The following is an 18,031-nucleotide window of genomic DNA, read 5'->3' as shown; positions in this document are numbered from 1 at the left end:
AGACGACACATTCAACCGAAGACGCTTGGAAGGCGCAGCTCCGCGGCATGTGTTCCACGAGTGCAAGACCAGGGGCGCGCGGCTCAACATTCGCAAGCACGCGCTCCGGCATTTGGCGCCAGGAGATTTCTCGGCAGCTTGGACGCGGACGATCTCGTCATGAAGGCGGAGAACCGGTTGTTCGATTAATGAACAGGCGAGCAATTGGATGAGAATCGTCTCGATTCCCGGAGACATGTCCTGGGAAATCAAGCGCTTGATCTCGCGGCATCACCCCCAACAGCCTCGGCGTGGCGCCGGACTTGACGATGCGCGGAATGCCCCTATCATTCCAGTTGTTGAAACCTTCAACAACCGAGAGATCCCACATGGCGACCGTCAATTTCAGTGTTCCCGACGACGTTAAGGTCGCGTTCGATCGCACGTTTGGGGATCAGAACAAAAGTGCAATCATCGCCGACTTGATGCGCAAGGCGGTGGCTGATGCTAGTCGACGAAAGCAGCGGCAAGAGATCTTCCGCAAGTTGACGCAGCGTCGTGCGCAGCGGCCGGCTGTGTCCAATGAAGAAGTTCGAGCGGCACGCACTGCGGGGCGTCCGTGATTGCAGTGGTCGATGCCAGCGTGGTGGTCAAGTGGTTGCTGCAGGACCCAGAGCGCGAAGCAGACACCGAAAAGGCGACTGACCTGATGGAAAAGGTCACGAATGGCGAGCAACCCGTCATTCAGCCGGGGCACTGGATTTTGGAGGTCGGAGCAGTGTTGGCCAGGGTGAGTCCAGAGACTGCGTTAGACGATGTGACGTTGCTGGCCGCTTTAGAACTTCCTGCGACAGATGATCCCCTGATCGTTAGACGGGGAACGGAACTTGCCGTTGAGCTCAAGCAGCATCTGTTCGATACGTTCTGCCACGCCATCGCTCTAGAGAACTCGGATGCGATGCTGGTGACGGCCGACGAGCGTTACTTGCGCGCGGCACAGAGCAAGGGCCGGATCATGCATGTGAAAGACTGGGTAGAAGGGCTCGAGGCTTGATGACGATGTTTGATAGACAGAAGCTGTCGATCTCAAGGAAGATATCGATTGCGCCTATGATGGATGGGATCGGTAAGTTGAATTAGTTTTGATGTGACGTGCACTTACGCGTGCTGAAAGAGGCGTGGGGACGATCGGGGGGCAAGCGAAACAAACATCAAGTAAGCATCAGAATGAACTCCGTACCCTACGTCCCAATATCGGATGCGAGCAATTGCAGCGGAATGCGACAGTTTGCGACGCCCAGCGGGTCGACGCCACGCGATAGCAGTAGAGTATCTGATTAAGAGTCAGGGTAAACGATCGGAGAAATCGCGAACTTAGCTCCTGACATTTTTATAGAAACATGCTCAACGAGTCCCGAAGCCGGGCGGGTTCGAGGATTTATTCGGTAATCCTCCCGGGAATTAGGTGAGGCCAGAAGTGGAATTTTCTCGTAACCTTAACCGAGGAGATTCCCTTGAAGAAATCACGATTTACCGACAGCCAGATCATTGCGATCCTCAAACAAGCCGAGGCCGGCACGCCAGTGCCGGAGCTGTGCCGCGAACATGGCATCAGCTCGGCGACCTTCTACAAGTGGCGCGCGAAGTATGGCGGCATGGAGGCCTCCATGGTCTCGCGCATGAAAGAGCTGGAGGAAGAGAACCGGCGCTTGAAGAAGATGTATGCCGAGGCGCAGATGAGCGCCGACATCATGAAGGAGGCGCTCTCAAAAAAATGGTGAGGCCATCTCAGCGTCGAGAGATGGCCCGATGGGCGGTCGTCAGCAAGGGCCAGAGCATTCGACGGGCCTGCGCGGATTTCCAGATCAGCGAGACCTGTTACCGCTACAGGGCGAAGCGCTCCAGCGAGAACGATCAAATCGCCGAGTGGCTAACGCGCCTGACCGACAACCAGCGCAACTGGGGCTTCGGACTGTGCTTTCTGTACCTGCGCAATGTGAAGGGCTACGGCTGGAATCACAAGCGCGTATACCGCATTTATCGCGAGTTGGAGCTGAACCTTCGGATTCGGCCGAAGAAGCGGCTGCTGCGCGAAGCACCTCAGCCGCTGACGATCCCTGCGTCCAAGAACGAAGTCTGGTCGATGGACTTCATGCACGACGCTCTTGGCGATGGTCGCAGCTTCCGATTGTTCAACGTGCTGGACGACTTCAACCGCGAGGGCCTGGCGATCGAGGCCGACCTGTCGCTACCCTCGGCACGTGTGATCCGCACGCTGCAGCAAATCATCGACTGGCGCGGCAGGCCGCGGGTGATTCGCTGTGACAATGGTCCGGAATACATCAGTGGCACGCTGCTGCAGTGGGCCGCCGAGCGGCAGATCCGCATCGAGTACATCCAACCCGGGAAACCGCAGCAGAACGCGTACGTCGAGCGATACAATCGTACGGTTCGCTACGACTGGCTTGCGCAGCACATCTTCGACTCCATCACTGAAGTCCAAGAAGCTGCCACCCGTTGGCTGTGGACGTACAACAACGAACGTCCCAACATGGCGCTCGGCGGGTTCACCCCCGGAGGATCTCGGCAATACGACCGTGCGCGTTCGCTCGCGCTCGCGCCCACAGTTCGGTGGATGGGGCTTGTCGTCGCGTGGTGCGACGATCTCGGTGAGCGAGCAGAAACGGCCGCTGCTGTTGCCGCAGGAAGTGAAGGAACTGGGCGGCGATGAGGAAATCGTATTCTGCGAGGGACTACGACCGATTCGCGCACGAAAGATCCGCTACTGGTGTGATCCGCGCTTTGTACCCCGGCTATTGCCACCTCCGACCCTGCCTGTGCCCGCGAGCTCCGCTTCGCAATCGTCAAGCGAGACACAGCGTCGTTTCTCTGATCCCCAACCAGAGAGTGCTCCTATGGAGGCATCCGTCGTTCTTTCCGCGGAAGCGGCCGATACGAACGTACGGCCGGCCTCGGCTGCCGACCTCGACCGGCTCGATGAACTCACGCTGGAAGATTTCGCCTGTGACTTCTCGCAGGTGGAGTTCCCCACACACGATGGGCCGTGGAGCGACGCGGAGATGCAAACCGCAGTTGACAGCTTCATGGCCGCGCTCGAAACGAGGTGAACTACCATGGCGGATCCGCGCGACCGCTCGCCATCCGCCGCATCAGGCGGCGGCCTCGGTGCACGGCGACACGGGGCGGACGGTGCGGCCGCGGCGCTTGATCCGCCGCGGCCGGAGGTCGATCGCGTGACCTTCGGTCGCTTCATCGCTTATGGCCCCGGCCGGCACGAGAACAAGCCGGGCGCACCGCCGTCGTACTACGTGGAGATTGCGACCGAGCGCGGTGTGCGCGTGTTCTGGTCTCCGGCGTTGAAAACTGCACTTGCGCAGTCGCGCACGCAGCCAAGGCTCGGTGAGCAGGTTGGTTTGCGCGAGAACAGCATTCTCCCGGCGACGGTGCTCTACAGCACGCGCGACAGCGCCGGAAAGGTGATCGAGCAACGTCGCTTCGATTCGCCGCGCACCCACTGGGCAATTGAAAAGCGCGCGTTCTACGACGAGGCGCTGCTCGCTGCGGAAGCCTTGCGCAACGAGCGGTTGCATCCGCGTGAGGCAGTCAAGACGTATCCACAATTACTACCTGCCTATCTCGCGCTCGACTCAGCTCGCCGCGTCGCTCAAGAACGAGTCTCCCCGACGCAGCGACAACGCTTCGTCTCGCTGGTCCGCGAGACCTTGGCGCACGCCGTTGAGCGGGGGATGCCGCTGCCAGCCTTGGAGAAGCGATTGGCGGAGGGACCACAGACGGCGTCTGCCGCCGCACCGGTGCGCAATTCTCCACCGTCGCCATCCTCGCCGAACTCACAGCATCCCACGGCCGTCGGTCCCCGCGTGACCACGCGTCCGAGTGCGCGCACCCGTTAGCCGCAAAGGAGATTCCCATGGTAGACGTCACGCCTCCAACATCGCCGTCATCCCCTGCGGCGCCTTCGAGCAAACGTGCACGCGGCGCGGCAACGATCAATGAGCTGCGACCGTCACCCGCCCTCGTGAGCTGGATCGATCGCGCTGTTCAACGCATTACCTCGGCCCCCCCGTGGACCTACCAAGCGGACTCGCCAGCTGCGTCGCGCATGGACGCGCAGCGCTTGCCAGAGTCCGAGCTGGAGCAGGAAGGATTCGCACCACGAGCAGCGTCGCAGTCACAGGCAGCGTCATCAGGAACCTCGCTGCCGCGCACGGCGCCGCTTGATACGCGCTCGGTCCCGGAGGATGTGCGTGAGCGCTTTGTTCGCATGGGCCGCTACTACTACTTTCCAGGTGGCAACGTTGCGTTCGAGGACAAAGGCAAGAAGGTGGTTACGCGGTCCGAGAACACTGAGGTCGTGGGCAGTCTCGTCGAGATTGCTCAGGCGCGCGGCTGGCAGGACATCACCGTCTCCGGCACCGAACGCTTCAGGCGCGAGGCGTGGCGACAGGCGACTTATGCCGGTCTCATCGTGCGCGGCTATCAGCCCACTGAACAGGATAAGCGGCAGTTCGTGCGCGACCTCGCTAAAGCGCGCGCTCCGCAGGAGACGCCCGAACCGCTGATTGATCCACCGCGGCCGGTGATCGCGCGACCGTATCGAGAAATGCCGGCGCCGGCCGCTGCTCGTGAAGCAGCGCGTGGGGCGCCCCGGCAATCGCAGATGGAGTTCGAACGTGCAGCGGATTCCGAGCGCGAGCGGCCAGTTGTGGCATCGGATCGCCGCAGCGTCCGAGCACACCGCGACGATCCGACGCCTGCGCTCTCGCTGCCGGAGGCAGAGGGAGGACGCAGCGAGGCGCGCAGAGGGAAGCGCGCTGGATCTCAGCGTGCGCGTGTCTACGCCGGTCGCCTGATCGAGCATGGCGAGGCACGTTACAAGTTCCGCGACGACAAGGAACTGTCCTATTTCGTTCGCATCGAGACGGCCGATGGACCGAAGGATCTCTGGGGCGTGGATTTTCCCCGCGCTTTAAACCAAGCCGGAGTGAAGGAGGGCGACCTCATTGAAGTGAAGCTCACGGGGCGCAAAAGCGTTGCCGTGAAACGCCCAGCACGCGATGCGCAGGGACGTGTACTCGGCGAAGAGGAAGTGCCTGCTCACCGTAATGAGTGGGACGTGCGACAGCAAGAACGCGGCGCGAATGGCCGCTCGCGCACGAACGACACCTCACGCAGCCAAGCACTGCATGAGCCGTCCGCCTTGGCTCGGGAGTCAGCGCGCGCGAGTCCGGCGCTCACGAATGCATTGGCGGCGCTCCGCGCCGCCGAATTGCTGGCAGAGGCCCGGATTCCCGATGCCGATCAGCGCGCCCAGTTCGTCGAAGGCGTGCGCGCGCACTTGGCGCAGGTGCTGGAGAACGATGCAACACCGCCGGCGCCACAGGTGCGAGGGCGAGCGGTGGAACGTGCACGGACACCGGCGCGCGTCTTGAGCTGAGGATCCGCCGATGCCCACAGACTCTCATGTCACGCATGATCTCTATGATATCGAGTTGCTACGCATCGATGCTCACAGCGGCACGCTGTACTTCGCCGGCGGTCACTTGCTCACGCTCGCGGGACGTGAAGAACTGCGGTGGTGGCACGTCGGAGAGATCGGCGTTCTACGCCTTGGCGTAACGCCCGATGGGTGGGGCTGGCGACCGTACCCCGATCAGCGATTGCGTCGCGCGGCTGAGCGCGATGATCCAGCGAGTGGCCGCTGGGCGTGGCGACTCATTCGCAACGACGCCGGATGTACCGATGAATACCTTCTCACAAAGGTCGGTGTGATCCCGGGCGCCAACGGCGCCTTCGTCCCGCAGCATGCGGAGACCGTCGCGATTGATCTACCGAGAGAGTTTCGCGAGCTGTGTCGAGTGTATCGACTACAGCCCGCTGACGTGTTGCGTGCGTTCATTGCGGATGTGTGCTCTCTCCGGAACCTGGCGAGGTGTCCACGCGAGGACGGATATTGCTCACTCGGCAGCGACGAGCGCCGGCTTGCACAGGAGTATTTCGATCGCGCGTACGGCATGTTCTTCGAAGTCGAAGAGTCGTGACCGTGAGCGCCGAGTCAGTGGCGAAGGACATTCCATGAGTCAGGGACCGACCCGTCGGCGCACCGGGGCGACGCTCGCGGACGTTTGGCCTGCCGCTCCAGTGGCGCCACGGGCCACCCACAACAAGAATGAGAGGCGCCGTGCGCAACTTGGCGCTCCCGATGTAGATGCACGTGCCAATGAACCTGCGCCAGGCCCGCGACAAATTGCAGCCGAACGCACCATTGCGCGCCGTGATCAACGCATCAGCACGGAGACCTTCGAAGGAAAGCTTCTTGCCCATGGTCCGGCTCGTTATCGCTTTCAGATAACGGAAGGGATCAGTTACTTCGCGCGACTCCTCACCGCGGGTGGAATAGTCAACCTGTGGGGACGCGGCATTGAGCAAGCCATTGAGCGTTCTACAACGCACGTCCGCGTCGGCGATCGCGTGGCCTTTCGCCGTTTGGAGCACGATCCTAGAACTGGCCGCGTGCTATGGCGCGCCGAAAAGCCGGAATGGTTTGCAGCTCAAGACAAGGACGCCTTGCGGCGTCGTGACGAACAGATCGCCGCGCAGCGCGCTGCCCGCGACGATCCGGAACTCGCGCGAGCAATGCTCCCGTTGAAGGCGGCCAAGGCTCTCGCCCAAAGGCGCCTTAGCGATCCGAAGCAACGATTGCAATTCATTGCGGGCGTGGCGGCGCGTCTCACGCGAACAGAGCCACAGCAACATCCCGCATCGGATTCGATGCTGCGCTCTCAATCCCAGAACCATACGCCATCGGACGCGTCTAGGGCTCGGCGATCTCGCGATCCTGACCGGACGCGGTGAGCTGCACCCTCGGCCGATCAGCTGAATCACTCGCGCGATTCACACCACGTATCTCGCGCGGCCACGCTGCTCGAAATCGTCTGTCATCAATCCAGTGAGACGCGAAGGAAAGTCGTGTCTTTCGCATGAGGTTAATGCAACGTCACGGAACGTTTTGAAGAGATTGCCGTAGCCTAGCAAGCCTAGCACACGAAGGAACATCGCCAAGAGTCGTGCCGAGCACGACCGCCGCGGACGGCGGCTATGCTCTTGGCGATGTTCCTTCGCGTGCTGTACCCGGCGCACAGGCAATCCCGCCTGGGACAGTGGAGACGCCGCCGTGCGCACAAACAAGAATCTCGCCAAACGACTCAGTGCTCGCCCGCCGTCGGGCTCAGTAATGCCACGCGCCCGAACATTTACGTCAGAGATGTATCGGAAGGTAAACGGACGCTACCGTCGAATCGAGGATGATCGCGTCATCAGCACCGCCCTACAACTGCTCGCAGGGAAGATGGCGTGTGGGCCAAAGCTCACCGGCCGCAGATTAGTCCGCGAGTATCTTTCCGTTCGCCTCGGAGCCATCGAGCACGAGGTATTCTGTTGTTTGTATCTCGACGCGGGGCACCGTGCAATCGCTTGTGAAGATTTGTTCAGGGGCTCGCTGGACGGAGCCGATGTCTATCCCCGAGAGGTCGCGAAGCAGGCGCTTCGCTACAACGCCGCGGCGTTGATCGTTGCTCACAACCATCCGAGCGGCGGCACGGAACCAAGCAAGGAGGATTGGTCGATTACTTCTCGGCTCCGCGCGACGCTGCACCTGATTGATGTAAAGCTCCTGGATCATCTGATCGTGGGAGCCGGCGAGGTTGTTTCCATGAGAGAACTGGGCTTCATGTAAGCGGCGTGTTGGCTCCAACTAGAGAAGCGCACGAGGGGGGATTGCCAAGATCCAGGCTATCACGGCGATCCCTCCGTCAAGGACGAGCGCGCAGACGCACTCGCCGCCTGCGGCGGTTTCATCCTTGACTACGGGATGCGCCGTGATGGTTTGCCTGTGGGCAATCCCGCCCAAACCATCAAAGAGAATCCATCATGGATACGATCCAGACACTGCTGGGCAATATCGATACCGACAGCGCTTTTGTCGACGGCCTCGATCGAGTTCAACTGGAGAAGCTTACGCCAGCTGCATACGCGACGGAGCCGCACGAGAAGCTTACCCAGCGCTATGCCTTTGTACCTACGTCGGCTGTGATCGACACGATGCGAAGGGCTGGGTTCAACGTGGTGCAAGCCGTTCAATCTCGCTCGCGTAAGCAGCTTCCCGCCTTTGCACGCCATGCGCTGCGATTTCGCAAGGTCAAGTCCGAGGTGTTTGTCGGTGAGGTCGTACCGGAGATCCTGGTGCTCAACTCGCACGACGGCACGAGTGCGTACCACGTCAGGATCGCGTTGTTTCGGGCGATCTGCTCCAACGGCATGATCGTGAGCGACACTGCCTTTCCGAGCTGGCGCGTGCCGCACAGGGGCAGTGCGGCGGTCGAGGTGCTCGAGGCCGCGCTACGCCTTGCGCAGCAGTTTGGTGAGGTGGGCGCTGTGATCGAGCGTATGCGGCACATCTATCTCACCGAAGCACAGCGTCTCACGTTCGCTAGCGACGCATTGGCGATCCGATATCCCAACGAGCTCGCAGGCCAGGCGGTTTCGCCGGCTGAGCTACTCAAAGCTCGACGGCCGGAGGATGCTGGCGCCGACTTGTGGCGTACCCTCAATGTTGTGCAGGAGTATCTCCTCCAGGGCGGCGCTCCACGCGTTACCGCAACGAAACGCCAGGTGAGAATGCGCGGCGTTCGTGCGATTCGCGAGGACGTGAGGATCAATAGCGCGTTATGGGAACGCGCGATGCTCGAAATGGCGTGATGCCGGTCGGGAGGGATGCAAGTGGCATCCTTCCCGATTTTTCCTCGCAAATGAAGGCTGGCTCGTTCGACCGAACGATTGAAGGAGCAACGAGAACGAGAGGGACGGATTGCCTGCCGATCAGTTTGCCACGCCGTGCTCGGTGTCGAGATCCTGCGCGCGCGAAGACGCGTGCTCGGCAAGTCGCGCGGACGCGCGAATCTCGACCCCTGCGCTGCGGCGTGCCGGCCAAGGCTCGGGCAATCTCGCCCGGACATCGAGGTCGACTCTCATGAACCACAACGACTCCGCTGCGAACAGCGTTATTGCGTCTCAACTTGTCGCGGACAATGCGCGTTTGCAGATACTTCCGAAGCACTTCGGTGCCCATCATTTATACGTCGAGAACCTGGTCTTCGTCTTCGCTCGGACGCTAGTGCCTACCTACCGAGGAGGCTACTGGAGATTCTACGAGTTGAGCAATGGCGGCTTCTACATGGCCCCCGAGATGGCGTCTGCCCGCGTGTGCGTAGAGGGCAACGGCTTTGAGGGCGAGCTAACCGCCGATGCCATCGGAATAACGGTCTGCCTGTTCGCATTCAGCCATGGCTCATTCGTTCTCACTGGTCATGCCGGAGAGACTTGCGCTCGTCACTACACGTGGCTACGTGAATACTCCTGGTTGCATCCGGAGCAATCCTTGATCAGTGCAGCAATTGACTGATGTATGCGGGCGCCGGCGCTTGCCGATGCTCTCCGGCGCCTGTTTGCAAACTTCCTGAAGTGGAGACCCGAGGACGCGGAACGAAGGAATAGGGAGATTGCCCCCAACTAGTTGATCACATCGTGCTCGCATTCAAGACTCGTGGGTGCTGCATTCGAGACGTAATCGACAGCACTTGGGGCCCTCCCACTACTCCCCGACAGGGCCCACGAGTCTTGAGTGCTGCGCGCGACGTGATGGTGCCCCCTTGGGCAATCCAGCCCAAGACGGGAGTCAGATCATGAGGAGCGAGAGCACACGCGGACCACATCTCGTCTACTGCAATCCCAGACCCGGCAGATGCCGGGACCGATGGCCAGCAGAGCTGAGACTGCTTCGCATGTCGATGAACGCACTCGGCGTCCGAATGATGCGTCTGGAGTATGACGGCCGCGACGGCGCGGGAGAGTTCCTGCCCCCCCCGTTTGATGGACAACGAGTTCCGTGAAATCACCGCGAGCCTCAAGGATGATTTCGTGGTGCAACTCACAGCGTTCTTCGGTGAGCTGTTGGAGGCCCGCTATGGTGACTGGACCGTTGGCATGGGCGCCTGCGGCGACTTCGGGATTGATTTCAAGTTCGGTAGCGTTGTGCACGTACATCGTCATCGGTACCGCGCAACGCAGTACGACATGACGCGGCACACTGGATTCAGCGACGAGTCGCCGGATTCGTGGTGATCTCGCGACTGGCCTGAGAGTTGCCCCGGCTCTCAGGCTTTCCTTCGAGAGACAGGAGATGGCGGGTTGCGGATTCATCCTATTTTATCGCGCGGCGCTCGCCGTCAAGGACGAGTGCGGAGACGCACTCGCCGCCTGCGGCGGTCTTCGATCCCTGACTAGCGAGCGCGGCGCGATGACAGCCCTTCGGGCAATCCCGCCCGTAGATCCAGGGGAGAAGGGCCATGAGTGACAAACCTGATGTCTCAGTGGAGCAAGGCGTATGCATTGTGTGCGGCCATCCATACGACACTGGCACCATCCTGTTGCATGTCCCGATTTTACGTAAGTCGATGGAGCGCCAAGCCATAACGGCCTGGGGACTTTGTCCTCAGCACCTAATGCTCTACCGACAAGGCTATGTGGCGCTGGTCGAATGTGATACGGAGAGCGGTAATCCTGATACTGGCGCCGCGGTCCGGCCCGAGAACGTACATAGTACGGAGCCGGTGGCGTATCTGAAACGGGAGCGGGCTTCGGCGATCTTCCATAAGCCTGTGGCGCCAAATCAGCCGTGCATGTGCGTTGCGCCCGGGTTCGTTCAGAAGCTGCAGCAGATCACACAGCATGCCTAGTAACGCACGCTGTGGCCACTATGAGAGGACGGCTCCGCGTCCTCTCGCTTTTCATGATTCGTTGGGAGGGACAGATGGGGTAGGTGACGGAATGACGGATGCCAGCCACCAGGCTCGGTGCGCCCGACTGAGAAAATCGAAGTACATGAGAACGGAGGATGCCTGCTTATCTCATCGAACCAGATCGCGCGTCCGGAGTCCAGGCCGAGTCCAGACGGGCTCGCAAGGCGCAAGCGGCCTGGACTCCAGACGCACGATCCGGCCGGCGCACTCCCGCAGGCAATCCCGCCTGCATATCACGGAGTGTGTCATGAGCCGCCATGTATTTGATGCTGTCCTGGGCAATAACCCAATTCGTGTCACGGTGGGCTACGACAGGTCGACCAGCCATTTCTTTCTCATCATCGGTTGGGTCGATTCCAAGACCGACAATGTCTTTGCCTACGCGTCCGACTTGCACCTAGCCTATGACCAGAGCGACTGGCGATCCATCCGCCGCTTCCTCGACAAGTTAGGTGTCACCGCTCCGGCATCCGTGTGGACCGAAGTCGCCTACGACGCCACCGCCAAGCAGGGATGTCGTGTGATTCGACACCTCAGCGACGGGACCATGCGCAAGTTGCTTGTTGGGTAGCCTCTACGCGGGAGCGTTTCGGGGCTTATGAGCCTCGATGCGCTCCCCGAATTTCCCATGCTGGACGGTTCGCGCAGGGTTGCGATTGCCCGCGTGCCGATCGGGCCACGTCGTCGCGGACCAGTCCAGACGCTGCGCCGAGTCGCGCAAAGCCGCGAGTCTGGACTGTCCCGCAACGACGTGAAGCAACGCGAGCGCAGGCAATCCGCCTGTGTACCGTGGATGCGTGCCATGAGCCGACATTTCTTCGATTGCGAACACGAGGGACGTTCAGTGCGAGTCCGACTGGGGTATGACCGGCCGCTGGATGAATACTTCCTCCACATCGAGTTCAGGGACTCGGGTGCGGATGATGAGAACACGATGCTCTATGCCTCGATCAACGATCCCAGCGCGGATACGACGAAGCTGAGCTACTTCGCCGGCGTGCTCGCGAAGTACGGTATCAAGGTGCCAAGCACGGTGTTTCGTGAGGTGGCCGCTGATGCCTTCTACCGTGTAGGCAACCGCTATGTGCAGCACTTCGAGGACGGGCGCATGGTTGAGCCAACTCTGAACTGACGAGTCCATACGCCACCCTGGCGGCAGCGATGCTGCCAGGGTTGGTATGCAGGCCATCCTGGCGAATGGCCCATGGCTTCGGGACAAACCAACGTTCCGACGCCTAGACATCGGGAGGCCTCGCAGGTGGCGTCAACTACAATCTCTCAAAAAAATCGCGCCAGTGCGACACAGCCGCGCCGACACGCCAGCGAAACAGAAAGAGGGCGGGCTTGCCTGAGTCGCTCGACAGTAGCACAGCGGGCTCACGATCAAGAGTCGCGCGGACGCGCGTCCGCCGGGGACGGCGGCTCCGCTCTTGACGGCTGCGCGCGCTGTGCAGCGGAGGTCGCGGGCAATCCCGCCCGAGATCCTTCCGAGGACACGCACATGTCTGCCGCAATAGAAATCATCGGCTCCAGTACACGTCTTGGTCTGTCTCTCGACGATTTGCGACATCGCGCGCCAGCGGTTTTCGCTTCCCATCGCTTTGAGCGTACCCGCGACAGCTACGTCTTCATCTCAACCCAGCAACTGGTCGAGGCCCTGATGGATGCCGGCTTTCATCCGACGGAAGCTCGGCAACGGTCCTCGCGGGGCGAGCGTAGGGGCTACGCCCGACACATGATCCGTTTCCGGCAAGTGGGCGAGTCCCTGCGAGTCGTCGACTGTATGCCGGAGATCATCCTCATCAATTCGCACGATGCGACCAGCGCCTACCAGTTGCGCGGTGGCCTGTATCGGTTCGTCTGTGAGAACGGGTTGATATTGAGCCTGGCGGACTTCGGCATGATCCGGGTGCCTCACCGGGGCAATGTGCTGGCCAGGGTGGTCGAGGGTGCACAGCAGATCAGCCAGCACATGGACGGGATCGGCCAGGTTATCGAACGTATGGCGCGAACGGAGCTCGAGTGGCACGCGCAACGCCAGTTGGCGCAACGAGCACTCGAACTTCGGTATCGAGGGCAAAAGCACTTCCCGTTCGACGCCGGACGGTTGCTGGAAGCGCGTCGGGAAGCAGATCGCGGCAACGACTTGTGGACCGTCTACAACAAGGTTCAGGAGAACGTCATCTGTGGCGGCATCGCTGGTCGCACGGCGACGGGGCGGCGCTCGACCAACCGACGCATCAACTCTGTCGACGAGGACATCCGTATCAATGTCGCGCTCTGGCAGGAGGCGATGGCCCTAATCCGGCCGTAGCCTGTCGCGGCGACCGAAGGGAGCACGGACGCTCCTTTCGGTCGGCGCGCGCCTCATGTGGGGGCTTATCGCAGCCCAGGATTGAGGAACGAGGGCGTCGCTTGCCTCCTGATACCCCCCTGCAAATTCGCGCTGTCGAAGTGTATATTCGCTGGTATCTGAATTCGGCGCCAATATCCAAATTCGGAACCGAATATCCGAAACTCAGAACGCCGACGACAACAACAACACGACGACGATGACAAAAACACACGGGCCTTTTTGCACAAAGAGGTGAAATAGGCAGGATAGCCTTTCGGCTGCTCATGGGCCACATTCATGTCCCATGAGTAACACGCGCATCCTTCGCACACGCCTGCCGGCGACGACACATGCTGTCGTCGAAGCGATCGCGCGTCAGCAGCAGCTCACAGAGTCGGCGTGGCTGAGGCGCCTGATCGAGACGACGCTTCAGTCCTCGGGTGTCGTGATCCAGGCCGGCTCGAACGATGAGCCACCACGCCAGGCGAGACTGACGATCCGACTGCTTGCGGACGATCAGGCGCTACTCCATGCACGGGCTAGGGCGCGGGGAATGCCGATGGCGACGTATGCATCGGTGGTAATTCGGAGTCATCTGCGAGGCGTAGCTCCGTTGCCTACGGAGGAACGCGCGCTACTCAACCAGGCTATCGGGCAACTCGGCGCCATTGGTCGAAACCTCAACCAGCTTGCTCGCCTGGCAAACCAGGGCAGAAAGGATGTTGGGCCGAGCCGAGAGGATCTGAGGGCACTGTTGCGCGCATGCGAAGCTCTGAGGAATCACGTCCGGCAGATTGTGGACGCTAATCTCCGCAGCTGGGAGGCGGGTCATGGGTAGACGCATCGTCGATCTTCGTGAACAGAAACCGCTGCTCGATATCGCGAGCTACGGACGGCGTGCGCCGGGACACGGGCGGACTTTTACTCCGACTGAGCGGGACCAAATCCGCCGTACGGTGACGCGTGTTCCCGAGGTCATGATCAAGGTGACCGGCGGTGGGCGAAGCGTCGGCGCCGTTTGGAGGCACCTGCGTTACATCGACCGCCGTGGTGGCCTCGAGCTTGAGACGGACGATGGACAGCGACTCCAGGCGAAGGGGGCCGAGAGGGCGCTGCTTGAGGATTGGGAGCTCGCTTTGCAGGAGCGTGAAGGTAAGGCCCGCTATAGCGGTCTACCGGGGAGAAAGCCGACCAAGTTGGTACACAACTTGATGTTCTCGATGCCGAAGGGAACGCCACCACACAAGCTGTTGGCCGCGGTTCGTCACTTTGCGCAGGAGACCTTCGCACTTCAGCACCGTTACGCGATGGTTCTACACACGGATCAGGATCATCCCCACGTGCATCTCGTCCTGAAGGCTGTGAGCGAGCAAGGTACGCGTCTCAACATACGAAAGGAAACGTTGCGCCAGTGGCGGCGTGACTTCGCGGAGGCGCTGCGAGCTCAGGGTGTCGCGGCCAACGCGACGGAGCGGGCGGTGCGAGGAGTAACCAGAACGCACCAGAGAGATGGGATCTACCGAGCGATACTTCGAGGGGCGTCGACACGCTTCGAGGAGCGAGTGCAATCTGTGGCGAGCGAGCTGCGGAGTGGGCGAGTCGACCCGGGCGATGGCAAGCAAAAGCTGCTTAGGACTAGGTGTGATGTAGAGCGAGGATGGAGCTACGTAAGCGAGCTGCTAAGGCGCGATGGCGACTCGGATCTCGCGAATCAGGTACGGCAGTTCACAAAGGAGATGCAGCCGGCTTACGTCGATCGTGAATGGATAGCGGCTGACATCATGCGTCGGTTGAGAACGTCGGCTCTACACCAGCCGAGGGCTCGCTAAAAGTATCGATCACCAGTCTTGGGCTGCACGAGCGGGGCGAAACTGACATCAAAATTCAACGTCCTTCTTCGCTCAATCCTCTACATGAAGAAGCGGTAATCGTAGATATCATTGATGATTTCCGGTGATTGTTTGACGACTTGGGAAAAGACCTGCGAAAAATGTATTGTCACCGGCAAAGTGCTGTACAGCGTATTGTTGTTCCAGTTGACCTTGGTTAAAGAGAGTACGCTGGAGCACGTGGCATGCCATCCGCCTTCGCCTGTGAATCTGCGAAGCATGATCGGGCTAGGGAGTGGCTTCAGTGCCGCCTCCTTGAACACTGGCTGGTTAGACCGCTGCTGATTAACGCCATCAACACTCCCTTGCGTCCACAGTAAGCACTCATCTTTTGATATCGGCTGATAGAGGCCGCGACCAACGGGGTACATTGCCGGCCCCGGAGGGTCACCTTGACGCGACGGTGCATCGACCTTCAGACCGTACCAATTGTTGGTTCTGACGACCTGGATAAGTTCAATATCGGTTTTTGACCCGAAGGCGTCGAAGGCTCCTTGGATTTCGTCGTCTGTGAAGTGCGTGGTCTTGTGCACATAGATCTTTTTGGGCATGCGTCCGCCATGCCCGTTCTGGTAGAGCAGCAAGCTCTTGGACATGATCGACTGCATCTCCTGATAGCTGAGATAGGGGTTCCCCTTTTTGTCGGTAACATATTCGCGTGTATCGTACGCGATGAACTCGAATCCCGTTCCGTCCGGATCGAACACTTGACTGCAACAGGTGCTGTACTCGACACCACCCGGCTGTTTCTTGATCGCATAGCTTAGCCCGATATAGGCCTCGTCCTTGTCCCAGTCGGCCAGCTTCCACGGGATACCGCCAGCCTTCGCATACAGCGCCACGCTGATTCCCCACATGACGTTCGCACGACATTCTCGCGTGAATGCGGTTTCGTTCACGATCTGAATCGGTATGTTGAGCGGGGCGAGCTTGGCTTTTATGCGATCATGTAGATCGAATCCCTCGTATTGATAGGAAGCCTTCCAAGCCTCTGGAAGGTAGACTATTAGCACGTCGAACGTGTGCTTGACACGCATGAGAGCGCCAAGCGCCTGAAGGATTGCGTTCACAAGACCATTGCCATTGCCCGCAGCTGCAAGCGCATTGCACTCCGGCGGCGTTGCCACACGTAACGCAGCCGTTGCGGGTACAAGGGTGCTTCTAAACACTTTGTCGAAACCTTCATATGCTATGTAGTAGTTCACAGCATCCTTCGGCTCCTGCTTTTTCCGAAGCTCGTCCACGATCGAGTCGATCTTTCCAAGCAGGTCAGTGGGAGCGAGGTAGGCAAGCCGGACCTGAGAAACGATGCCCAGACTGGCGCTGTACGGGCCGAGGTCACTAAGACCACGCAGCGGGTGCTTGTGCGTCTTGCCATTGGAGAAGAGTAGATCGGGCTCTGGAAGCGAGAAGTTGCCGGGAAGTTCGTTTGGGTTATCAGCCATGCGCGGCCCTCCGTCTGCTGTAAGCCGTGCGCGTGCTGATCTCAAACTTCGCGCTGTAGTCGGATGCAGGGAAAGCGGTAATGGTTACGGACTGACCCTGGCCTATGTTACCAAGCAAGATCTGTATCCAAGCGCTAAGCACCTGGAATGCTTGAGAGTTGTACCTTTTGAGCTTTCGTGCGCGCAGGAAATCTTCTGCGTTCTCACGCTCCTTAAGCGGAGAGATCCAAACGTCAGGCCGCAACATCAGCCAGAGAGTTCCGTTTCTTTCCTCAATGCGCATGGAAACCGATTCGGCCCAATAGACATCTTGAAGGCCGAAGACCTTGCCGGATATTGGAGCAAGTGATCCTCTGTATCCGAGGGCTTGTCGCAAGGGCTTATAGATGTCCTGAGTTACCGCGTCATGTTTAACGACGGCGTGCCACGTGCGGTCACTTTTGCGCAGGAGTATTGGCTTGTCACCAACGGCGGCTACGGCGATGGTTTCTTCGACAAAGGACTTCATTGTCCCTGAGTCGTCAATCGATGCTATTAGATCTTCGAGGTCATGCTTCTCTGCTTGACGAATTTTCTCTGCATTGAGAACCTTTGCGAGTTCGCCAGTTCCTCCCCAGAACAGCAAGCGGTCGGTATAGGCAAGTGTGCAGTTCGGTTTGGCGGTGAAGGCCGCGGATCTCACGTCCCCCATGACTATTTCGCCACCGTATTCGATAGTACCGCATGATTCAGGAAGCCCCGATACTCGCAACGCATTGGTGCGCAGCATCGGGTAGCGATTTCCTGGGGCTGGCAAGGGGATCGAGACTGGCTTTGCGATTGCGCTTTGGACTTTCCCATCAAGCTCCTTGGGTCTGTTCTCGGTATTCTTCCAAATCTTCGATAGCATCTCGTCGAAAGTGCCTGTTTGCACTAAGCCGCATTTGATTCCTCTGCTGTGTGCGTAATCCATCAGTTCACGGACGTTCTGCGCAACTCCGGAGATCTTTGGTGCCGTCCAAAACAGGCCGTGAGGTAAAGCATTGTTCTGGTCTATGGCGAGCTTGAGCATCGACATCACATTGCCATCACGCCCGCTATATCCAGCCACGATCAGTCCAAATCGGGTGGCGGCAGCGACGAGGCACTTCTGAATCTCCTGGTCATTGCTTAGCAAGTCTTCGCTAAGGTTTTTAACGCTTTGAAATCGGAAATCGCCATGCACTTTTGCATAGAATGGAAACTGATCTCCATTCAGAGCCGCAAGAGCGGCATAAGAACCTTCAAGATGAAAGGTCGTCAGATTTTTTCCAGCCATTGCGGAATATGCAGTCTCGACGACTTCGTCAAAGTTTGTCGTAAAGACTAGCCGAGCGCGATCCATGTGCAGCAGTGCCGCAAGCGCGCGATGCCCGATTGTTGATGATATCTTCTGCGTTGACAGAACATCCTTCAAATACTTCTGCTGCGCGGCGTAGTCATTGCCAAAGGTCTTCTTAAAGTAAAAGG

General features: G+C 59.7%; 19 protein-coding genes and 2 pseudogenes. 19 read left to right on the top strand and 2 right to left on the bottom strand.

Annotated elements, in window-relative coordinates; all coding sequences use genetic code 11:
* The first annotated feature begins 368 nt into the window (after positions 1–368).
* From VGE08_RS00090 to VGE08_RS26440, 19 genes and pseudogenes are all read left to right on the top strand, one after another.
* Entirely contained in the window at positions 369–602 is a 234-nt protein-coding gene (locus VGE08_RS00090; protein WP_331065803.1) for a hypothetical protein, read from the top strand.
* Positions 599–1,033 (top strand): type II toxin-antitoxin system VapC family toxin, encoded by a 435-nt coding sequence (locus tag VGE08_RS00085; protein WP_331065802.1) that lies wholly within the window; start codon positions 599–601, stop codon positions 1,031–1,033. The genes VGE08_RS00090 and VGE08_RS00085 overlap by 4 nt, the downstream gene beginning before the upstream one ends.
* Positions 1,034–1,493: 460 nt before the next feature.
* Positions 1,494–2,554: pseudogene (locus tag VGE08_RS00080) on the top strand (IS3 family transposase); the annotation flags it as partial.
* A 22-nt stretch (positions 2,555–2,576) separates the two neighbouring features.
* Positions 2,577–2,744: pseudogene (locus VGE08_RS26450) on the top strand (type IV secretory system conjugative DNA transfer family protein); the annotation flags it as partial.
* A 150-nt stretch (positions 2,745–2,894) separates the two neighbouring features.
* Positions 2,895–3,107, top strand: coding sequence for a hypothetical protein (locus VGE08_RS00075; protein WP_331065801.1), 213 nt, complete (start codon positions 2,895–2,897; stop codon positions 3,105–3,107).
* Positions 3,108–3,113: 6 nt separating this feature from the next.
* Positions 3,114–3,911 carry a hypothetical protein gene (locus VGE08_RS00070; RefSeq protein WP_331065800.1) on the top strand — a complete coding sequence of 266 codons (798 nt, stop codon included), beginning with the start codon at positions 3,114–3,116 and terminating at the stop codon, positions 3,909–3,911.
* A gap of 125 nt (positions 3,912–4,036) precedes the next feature.
* A complete protein-coding gene (locus VGE08_RS00065) occupies positions 4,037–5,455 on the top strand; it encodes an LPD7 domain-containing protein (protein ID WP_331065799.1) in 1,419 nt (472 codons plus the stop codon).
* 10 nt (positions 5,456–5,465) lie between these two features.
* Positions 5,466–6,059, top strand: a complete 594-nt coding sequence (locus VGE08_RS00060; protein WP_331065798.1) for a hypothetical protein — start codon at positions 5,466–5,468, stop codon at positions 6,057–6,059.
* Between the two features lie 34 nt (positions 6,060–6,093).
* On the top strand, positions 6,094–6,873 hold the full coding sequence (locus VGE08_RS00055; protein WP_331065797.1) for a hypothetical protein: 780 nt from the start codon (positions 6,094–6,096) through the stop codon (positions 6,871–6,873).
* Between the two features lie 319 nt (positions 6,874–7,192).
* Positions 7,193–7,753, top strand: coding sequence for a JAB domain-containing protein (locus VGE08_RS00050; RefSeq protein ID WP_331065796.1), 561 nt, complete (start codon positions 7,193–7,195; stop codon positions 7,751–7,753).
* A 194-nt stretch (positions 7,754–7,947) separates the two neighbouring features.
* Positions 7,948–8,775 (top strand): DUF932 domain-containing protein, encoded by an 828-nt coding sequence (locus tag VGE08_RS00045; protein ID WP_331065795.1) that lies wholly within the window; start codon positions 7,948–7,950, stop codon positions 8,773–8,775.
* A 271-nt stretch (positions 8,776–9,046) separates the two neighbouring features.
* Positions 9,047–9,478 (top strand): antirestriction protein, encoded by a 432-nt coding sequence (locus VGE08_RS00040; protein WP_331065794.1) that lies wholly within the window; start codon positions 9,047–9,049, stop codon positions 9,476–9,478.
* Between the two features lie 467 nt (positions 9,479–9,945).
* On the top strand, positions 9,946–10,197 hold the full coding sequence (locus tag VGE08_RS00035; protein WP_331065793.1) for a hypothetical protein: 252 nt from the start codon (positions 9,946–9,948) through the stop codon (positions 10,195–10,197).
* Positions 10,198–10,421: 224 nt separating this feature from the next.
* Complete coding sequence (locus VGE08_RS00030; protein ID WP_331065792.1) at positions 10,422–10,811, top strand: ATPase; 390 nt, start codon at positions 10,422–10,424, stop codon at positions 10,809–10,811.
* Between the two features lie 310 nt (positions 10,812–11,121).
* Entirely contained in the window at positions 11,122–11,445 is a 324-nt protein-coding gene (locus VGE08_RS00025; RefSeq protein WP_331065791.1) for a hypothetical protein, read from the top strand.
* Positions 11,446–11,676: 231 nt separating this feature from the next.
* Entirely contained in the window at positions 11,677–12,006 is a 330-nt protein-coding gene (locus VGE08_RS00020) for a hypothetical protein (protein ID WP_331065790.1), read from the top strand.
* Between the two features lie 429 nt (positions 12,007–12,435).
* On the top strand, positions 12,436–13,188 hold the full coding sequence (locus VGE08_RS00015; RefSeq protein ID WP_331065789.1) for a DUF932 domain-containing protein: 753 nt from the start codon (positions 12,436–12,438) through the stop codon (positions 13,186–13,188).
* Positions 13,189–13,513: 325 nt separating this feature from the next.
* A complete protein-coding gene (locus VGE08_RS26445) occupies positions 13,514–14,047 on the top strand; it encodes a plasmid mobilization protein (protein ID WP_414717432.1) in 534 nt (177 codons plus the stop codon).
* A complete protein-coding gene (locus tag VGE08_RS26440) occupies positions 14,040–15,038 on the top strand; it encodes a relaxase/mobilization nuclease domain-containing protein (protein ID WP_414717431.1) in 999 nt (332 codons plus the stop codon). Before VGE08_RS26445 ends, VGE08_RS26440 begins: the two co-directional genes overlap by 8 nt.
* 80 nt (positions 15,039–15,118) lie before the next feature.
* Here the strand turns inward: VGE08_RS26440 and VGE08_RS00010 are convergent, their stop codons facing one another.
* Both VGE08_RS00010 and VGE08_RS00005 read right to left on the bottom strand, forming a co-directional pair.
* Positions 15,119–16,543: a hypothetical protein gene (locus VGE08_RS00010; RefSeq protein WP_331065788.1), complete on the bottom strand. Its 1,425-nt coding sequence runs from the start codon at positions 16,541–16,543 to the stop codon at positions 15,119–15,121.
* On the bottom strand, positions 16,536–18,031 hold a 1,496-nt coding region (locus VGE08_RS00005; protein WP_331065787.1), incomplete at its 5' end, for an SIR2 family protein. The genes VGE08_RS00010 and VGE08_RS00005, both read right to left, overlap by 8 nt.

Source organism: Steroidobacter sp. (genome assembly GCF_036406195.1).
In the GTDB taxonomy this organism is placed as follows: domain Bacteria; phylum Pseudomonadota; class Gammaproteobacteria; order Steroidobacterales; family Steroidobacteraceae; genus Steroidobacter.
The sequence above is the reverse complement of the archived record's forward strand: the minus strand, read 5'-3'. Positions and strand labels throughout refer to the sequence as shown.

Excerpts from the sequence above, each read along its gene's own strand:
- VGE08_RS00055 (WP_331065797.1), top strand. The coding sequence starts at position 6,094 with ATGAGTCAGGGACCGACCCGTCGGCGCACCGGGGCGACGCTCGCGGAC.
- VGE08_RS00045 (WP_331065795.1), top strand. The coding sequence starts at position 7,948 with ATGGATACGATCCAGACACTGCTGGGCAATATCGATACCGACAGCGCT.
- VGE08_RS00025 (WP_331065791.1), top strand. The coding sequence starts at position 11,122 with ATGAGCCGCCATGTATTTGATGCTGTCCTGGGCAATAACCCAATTCGT.
- VGE08_RS00030 (WP_331065792.1), top strand. The coding sequence starts at position 10,422 with ATGAGTGACAAACCTGATGTCTCAGTGGAGCAAGGCGTATGCATTGTG.
- VGE08_RS26445 (WP_414717432.1), top strand. The coding sequence starts at position 13,514 with ATGAGTAACACGCGCATCCTTCGCACACGCCTGCCGGCGACGACACAT.
- VGE08_RS00070 (WP_331065800.1), top strand. The coding sequence starts at position 3,114 with ATGGCGGATCCGCGCGACCGCTCGCCATCCGCCGCATCAGGCGGCGGC.
- VGE08_RS00020 (WP_331065790.1), top strand. The coding sequence starts at position 11,677 with ATGAGCCGACATTTCTTCGATTGCGAACACGAGGGACGTTCAGTGCGA.
- VGE08_RS00035 (WP_331065793.1), top strand. The coding sequence starts at position 9,946 with ATGGACAACGAGTTCCGTGAAATCACCGCGAGCCTCAAGGATGATTTC.
- VGE08_RS26440 (WP_414717431.1), top strand. The coding sequence starts at position 14,040 with ATGGGTAGACGCATCGTCGATCTTCGTGAACAGAAACCGCTGCTCGAT.
- VGE08_RS00060 (WP_331065798.1), top strand. The coding sequence starts at position 5,466 with ATGCCCACAGACTCTCATGTCACGCATGATCTCTATGATATCGAGTTG.
- VGE08_RS00040 (WP_331065794.1), top strand. The coding sequence starts at position 9,047 with ATGAACCACAACGACTCCGCTGCGAACAGCGTTATTGCGTCTCAACTT.
- VGE08_RS00090 (WP_331065803.1), top strand. The coding sequence starts at position 369 with ATGGCGACCGTCAATTTCAGTGTTCCCGACGACGTTAAGGTCGCGTTC.
- VGE08_RS00075 (WP_331065801.1), top strand. The coding sequence starts at position 2,895 with ATGGAGGCATCCGTCGTTCTTTCCGCGGAAGCGGCCGATACGAACGTA.
- VGE08_RS00010 (WP_331065788.1), bottom strand. The coding sequence starts at position 16,543 with ATGGCTGATAACCCAAACGAACTTCCCGGCAACTTCTCGCTTCCAGAG.